We start from the raw sequence: 6738 nt of genomic DNA, 5'->3' as shown, positions 1-6738 counted from the left end.
GCAAGCCTCTAGCTGTCCTGCACACAAAAAAACTGACAGGCCCGGACCGGCAGCCTCGGGACCTTCCTCCATGTAGCAACGAATGAATTCCCACATTTCGAGCAACGCCCGCATTTCATTCTTGTGTACATCATGGCCGAGTGCGAAGGTGTCCTTGACGATATCGCCATCGAGAATATGCCCGCGGATATAGATACTATTTGGATGCTGTTTCCCACCTGTTCCGACGTGAAAATAGACCTGCCCCCAGGGAACCGATAGAGTTCCATCCGCACCGCTGTGGCGGAAGACATGTACCATTTGCGTTCTACGATTAAATCGTATCGGCCAATGGACATACGAAAAATACTCGCCACAAATAATGAATCTCATGACGTGCCAGAGCATTATATATATTGGAATCATCATGAAAAGCAACACCCACCAGTATTGCTCATCACCGCGAAGGTCAAAAATCATAGAATTCAACAGCACGAGAACAGGCATCATCGACAGAATTAATAATGTCGCGAGAAACGTATTCATGGTACCTCGATATAGAAATCGACGATCAATCCAATCGAGATATGTAGAGTTCATGTTAACCAACGCCCCCCGTTGCTCTGGACGAGCTAGAGGCAAGCCAGCGCGGGGCAGCGCCTGATCTCGTTCCAATTGTGTCAGCGGTCGATTGACTTTGAACGGCATAGTCCATCCAACGTACATTTCAATTCCTTCGGCTTGTGCTTCACGTGCGATCACGACTTTCGTCACCGACAGCGGGCCTCATCGGTCTTGGTGATTTCGACAAGGATCCTTGCCAAACGGCCGCAGCTTCTCCTGGCGTGCCCGCTGCTTTTCCATCGTGTATTCCCACAGGCCGGGAACCGAGTCAGCAAACTCGAAACACCGACGGGCGACGGGCCACACGTGGGGGTCGTCCGGTTCAACCTGACAAGTCGCCTCGACCTCTGGCGGGAACACAGGCTTGCGGCAGGTGCGCAAGACAAACCAGCGCGTGAGGGTATAAAGCAGTACAAATGGATACGCAAGAATTCGCGCGATCCGCGGGAGTTCGCCGAGATAGTAGATGTCCATCATCATCTGGCAGTTGTACAGCGATGGCGTAACCGACAGTCCAATGTAACGATCCAGCGGATGTGGACCGGCAGCCTCCGGACCTTCGTCCATGTAACAACGAATGAACTCCCACATTTCGAATAGCGGGAGGACATTATTTTTTGGCGCGTCAAGACCGAGCGCAAAGGTGTCCTTGACAACGTCGCCATCCAGAATGTGCCCGCCTATATAGACGTTGTCGGAACGCTGTTTCCCCTCACCAATGTAGAAATACACTTGATCCCAAGGCACCGAGAGCGTGCCACCCGCGCCGTTGTGGCGAAAGACATGCACCATCCGGGTCTTGCGATTGAACCGAATTGGCCAATAGGTGTATGAAAAATACTCACCACGTATAGCAATCTTGATGATGTACCAGAACATGACATATATAGGTAATCCCATCAACATCAATACCCACCAGTGCTGGACTCTGAATCGATCTTGATAGACCACCAAATTGGCATATGCACAGAAAGGAATCAGGATAAGCATGCACACCGATGCGAGGAATGTATTCATCGTTCCTCGGCATGGAAATCGACGATCAATCCAGTCAATATATGTCGAATTCATGCAAATCAAACCGGCCCGCTGTTCTGGGCGTGCAAGAGGCAATCCATCTTTTGGCAGCGCCTGATCGCTTTCCATCTGCGTCAACGGTCGGTTGACTTTGAACGGCATAGTCCATCCGTAGTACATTTATTTTCCTTCCTGAAGAGCTTCAAACTGCATCATCTGGGAAAGGTAATTGTCGAAAATCACCTCTGGACCTTTGCCGAAATGAATAGTTTTTCTTAGCCACTCTTGCACTCCATCAGGCTTCATTCCAGACAAGACAACCATCACAACGGTAATCAGCAAACCGAAAAACAATCCCACAGGTCCAGTTACCTGGAAAAAAATTAAGAAAAACGGGAATGCGATGATTGCGACACCGGAGATAGCGAGCGCTCCGCCTAGCAATGGATAGTTTCCATAATATAGTTTCACTCCCTCACTGATAGCTAACGCCCCTCCAATCATCCCACCGACTGTCCCAAGTATTCTTCCAATTCCAATAAGCCACCCAGAGCGGGTCGCGGCCTCACCGCCAGCGAGAAGACGGGGCCTCGACAGCGGACTCCTCCCCCAATCCGTATTCGCAAATATCCCACCCACCACCGCACTCATCCCCCCAACCAACCCAACAACTCCGCCCGCAAAATTTGCTGTCCTATCCCACTTGTCCGCAGGCGTAGCCTTCATCATTTCGCGGTATGCGTAGCGCAGTGCGACGGCCGACAGGACTGCCTGTGCGAGTCCGAGCTTTACGTCCAGCGTCGCGATCTTTCCGATGCTCTCTTTTGCTACGGCATCGAACTGTTCAGTCGTGAGCACTTGAGACACGGCAGCACTTCTTTCCACGCCCTTCAGACCGGGTAACAACTCCGCAGCTTTTGCCTTATCCAGGAAGACCACACCGTCATACCGAAACGTGTCAGTCCTGCCGGGAAACGCGTTATTCAATGCCTGGTCGACACCGGCGCGATTCAGATGCGCGTTACCGCCAGCAATGGATCGGAGCGGCTTGGCCACCATGTGGGTGGCCCGAGACATGCTCATTTCTCCGCGCAATATCACGGGGACGATATTGGGATTGCCCGCCGTTGCGACAGCGCGCAGCAGGCCCATCTGCATGCTGACCGGAAGCGCTGCCTTGATTCCCTTGTCGATGCCGTCGCTCAACCGTTTAATGTATGGCCCGCTCACCTCGTACGTCAGCCGAGCCACCTTATCGAAATATCTGTTCCCGCCTGGATTGCCCGCTGCATAGATGAGGATGTCCTTGAGCTTGTCATGCAGCTTTTCACCCGCATCGAACCATGCCGCAAGGGATCTTGTATCCACAGGTGCCAGTGTTTTCCGGCCACATATATTTTCCACATCGCTTAACGCGTTCTCCTTCCACGCGTTGATGAGCGAGTCGTGGTTCATGCCGAACGAACGCATCAACCAGGCATTGGCATGCTGGGGATCTTGTTCGAGCTGTTCCTCAATCCACTCACTGCACTTCTGGCGACCACTAGTCTCCGTCAGCATTGCAAGGGCAAGCTCCAGATAGGATGCCCCGCTACGCAGGTCTTTCGGGTCGTAGTGATACTTGAAGACGTCTGTGATGGAACGGTGAGCAAGCCAGGCCGTGAATGCCTCATCAAGAGGCGACAAGATATCTTTGCCAAAGACCTCCAGCTCTGACTGGTAGGTCTCCAAATACGCCTTCCAGTCTTCGACATTGTTATGGGTTGCCTTCAGACAGCTCTTGTATTTACTGGCCCAGGCCTTCTCGGTAATCTCGGCGGCGTTGTCGTCGACTTGTTGCAGTGCCCGACTTTCAATCTCCTCGGCCGTTATCGCCGGTCCCCGACGAACGAGATTGACCGTCGCAAGTTGCCAGCTCTCAAGAGAATCGGGGTTCTTTAGATCTCTAAGCCCAGCGATCTTCGACTTTTTCTCTACTTGGACGGCACCCTGACCAATTTCCGCTCTGAGCCCGGCAATCATCTGAGCCGTTTCAAACATCCAGCGACGCGGATTGACATCCGTGAACTCGATGGCGCGCTGGATAGCCAGTCCATTGAGGTCGATGGTGATCCCCGCCGGATCCAGCACGCCAATCATGGCCGGCCGTAGCGGCTTGGCTTGCTCATTGCCCCATGCGATCAGCGACGGCATCTCCTTCGATGTCAGCCAGAAGGGCTGCGCCGAGAAGCGCCACGCGGCGCAGTCGATCAATCCTTCGGTGGGTGTCTTGTCAAAGCCGTCGTGCGGCAGCAGCTTCCGGACCATCGGCGACAGCAACTCGACGGCCTTCGTTGTTGTTTCATCGGTCCTGCGCATGTCGTCCGGATTTGTGTACGGCGGCGGCAAAAAGTGTTTGACGTATTCGCGCGTATCCCGCTTCAACGTTGCGCCATCCGCAACGAATTCGGCCACATGGTTCAGTCCGTCGAACGTCGCCATGTGTGGCACGCCTTTGCCGGTTCTCCACGCAGCAATGTCGATGCATTGCAACGACTGCTTGCGCTCGGCCGCATCGCTCTTTGTCGATGTGCCGAGAATGGCCGCCGTGTAGTCCTTGAGGACATCGCTAGTCCAGGCGACATCACTGAATCCAATCCAGATCCGGGTCGCCGTGGCGGCATCCTTTACAGTGAAACAGCGCGCCTTGTACGGGTCTGCCTTGGCCTTGCAGGCATCGCTGAACGTCATGTTCTCCAGAATCGGAGTGGAGGGTGGCGCCTTCGCACGCGCGTCGAACTCGTACAGATAGCTCTGGCCGTTGACCACATAAGCGCGCCACTCCTTGCGGCGTTCGTCAAAGGTGTACAGGAAACCGCTACGCAACAGCCGCAGCGTGTAACGCGCGGTGTCTGGCAGCTTGATAGCCGTCACGCCTTCGCCAAAACCCGCCGGAAGACTTGGCGCATTGCCTCGGTCAGTTCGTCCAATGGCGTAGCGCACAGGCAGGATCGGCAAGCCCTTCTTGTCGCAGAAGGGACACGACGATTCGTTGATTCTTGCTTTGGTCATGGTGGCTCTAGTGCGACTGTTGGAGTTCATCTGCAAATTTCTGCAGACGGATGGCGTCCAGATCGGCGCATGCCGAGGAGTAGGTTGTTTCCCCATTGCGTGCCATGCCCAGGCGGTGCAGCAGCGCGGAATGCTGATGGATCGTCCGGCCGAATCGCAGGGCCTGCAGCGCATGGAGAGCGCGGTCCTCCGACTCGTTCAGTCCCTCGATGGATTCGGTATCGGCAAGCAGTTGGTCAAGTTGTTGTGCAGTCTCGATGCGCCAGGCACATGGCGCGTCGTCGTCCGCCAACGTACGTATCGCTCGTTGCAGATCCGCCATCCGCAGCAATGAGGGCCACTGCGCGGGCGTCAGCCGCAAAGGACGAATGCTGGGCTGATCCGCGTCTCGTGAGTGCGAATGCCAGGTGCCATCTGGCTCCCGCCAATGCCATGTGCCGATCGGCCCGAGCAAGCTGTCGATCTGCTCGACGGAAAGCAGCCACCTGAGATGCCGAAAGACCAGCGGATCGTAGATCCGAAGGATGTCCTCCTGCCCATCCGGCCGTCGGACCAGCATGCGCCGGGTCAGATGCGTGAGGACCGATGCTGGCGTACCACGTGCATCCAGTAGAGCCATCAGATACGTTTTGCCAGACTGCGCCGCACAGTTGGCGTCTCGATCCAGCACGGCAACGCGCTGCGTCTCATCCAACTCGTCGAGATCCACAAGAATCGGGAACAGCTCGGCTCGGTCCCGGTATGCGTCCGGAACCATTCGTCGGGATGGAAGGTCGTCCCAATGCTCCGGGGCGAGTTGCGCTGCGTCGATCACCGCAAAGCGCGCCGAGGGTAAAGGCAAGGTCTCTGGCATGTGGGGTGGAGGAATTTTCTCCATATCAGCTCCCCGCGCCCATCAATGCTGCGTTGGTTTCGTTGGCCAGCCCACTCTGGATCGCGCAGCCCGGCGCAGGGCTGGCGAGTGAGGCTGAGACACGCTGCGATCCGGGCGTGGCTTTGTCCCACGAAGCGCATTTCTCGAGGATGTCGCCGGACGTAGTATTCTCGATCCGGCTGCCACTGATCTTGATATACGATCCACCGGCGCCAATCCACACCTCCTCCTTGGCATTGAGGATGAGCTTGCCATTGGTGCTGGTGATGCTGACGTCCTTGAGCGCAGCAAGATTCATCGCATCGTTTTGAGCCTGTATGTCGACCTTCCCCTGGTTGGCAAAGAGCTTGATTCCCATACGCTGCGCGAACAAGCTGATGGCCTCGCCTGCAGCGACTGTGAACTTGCGCATCACCCCGACATCGGCGTTGTCTCCCGCACTCAGCGTCAGGTCGCGTCCGGCGCAATGCTGAATGGATTCCGGCGTGGACAGGGCAATGGAAGCATTGGCACTTAGCACCATCACGGCCTGCTGAAGGTCCTTGATCTGATTCTGGAGTACCTCGTTCATCGCCCTGGCATCGGCAGCATCGGCCGTCGCCGCGCTGGCAGCATTGGCTAGTTGATCCATCCGCGTCTGGGCAGCACCAAGCTGCGCCATGGCCTCCTGCATGTCGAGCTGCATGCCTTTCGCATTCATGCGATCGTCAGTGGAGACGAGCAGCCCCCTACCTGCTCGAATTGCCCCCCACCCCGACGTCCGCAACTCGAACCCTTCCCCACGCTGCTTCACCCGGTCATCCACCAGGTAGCCCAGGTTCAGCTGGGTTTGTCCGCTCTGTTCCGGGGACAGCTTGATGCCTTCGCGTCCCTCCCAATCCTCGAACCGCACCATGTTGTTCGATTGCGTTCGAATGACGTTGCGCGACATCCAGCCGTCGCGGCCGGTGATCAGATCTTCGTGCTGGCTGTGGTGTTGGGCGTGGGCGATGTAGGGCTTGTTCGGGTCGCCGTCGCGGAAGGCGATGGCGACTTCTGTGCCGTCGAGCAATGGGAAGTGGAAGCCGGTCTGCTTTGCACCGGCGAATGGTTTGGCGAGGCGCAGCGGCACGCTCTCGTGGCCTTTGGACCATGCGTCGAAATCCAGGTCGAGGCGCACCACGTAGTGGCCCTGCTGGGTCAGGTAGGCGTAC

5 protein-coding genes are annotated in these 6738 nt (G+C 56.3%); all 5 read right to left on the bottom strand.

Annotation, left to right across the window (positions count from 1 at the left end; all coding sequences use genetic code 11):
- On the bottom strand, positions 1-741 hold a 741-nt coding region (locus ABDB81_RS30055), incomplete at its 3' end, for a DUF6708 domain-containing protein (RefSeq protein ID WP_346814374.1).
- Between the two features lie 24 nt (positions 742-765).
- On the bottom strand, positions 766-1800 hold the full coding sequence (locus ABDB81_RS30050; protein WP_346814373.1) for a DUF6708 domain-containing protein: 1035 nt from the start codon (positions 1798-1800) through the stop codon (positions 766-768).
- Complete coding sequence (locus ABDB81_RS30045) at positions 1801-4671, bottom strand: T6SS effector BTH_I2691 family protein (protein WP_346814372.1); 2871 nt, start codon at positions 4669-4671, stop codon at positions 1801-1803.
- A 7-nt stretch (positions 4672-4678) separates the two neighbouring features.
- Entirely contained in the window at positions 4679-5548 is an 870-nt protein-coding gene (locus ABDB81_RS30040; RefSeq protein WP_346814371.1) for a DUF4123 domain-containing protein, read from the bottom strand.
- A gap of 1 nt (position 5549) precedes the next feature.
- On the bottom strand, positions 5550-6738 hold a 1189-nt coding region (locus ABDB81_RS30035), incomplete at its 5' end, for a DUF2345 domain-containing protein (RefSeq protein ID WP_346814370.1).

It is taken from the genome of Cupriavidus sp. DL-D2 (genome assembly GCF_039710735.1).
GTDB lineage: Bacteria > Pseudomonadota > Gammaproteobacteria > Burkholderiales > Burkholderiaceae > Cupriavidus.
The sequence above is the reverse complement of the archived record's forward strand: the minus strand, read 5'-3'. Positions and strand labels throughout refer to the sequence as shown.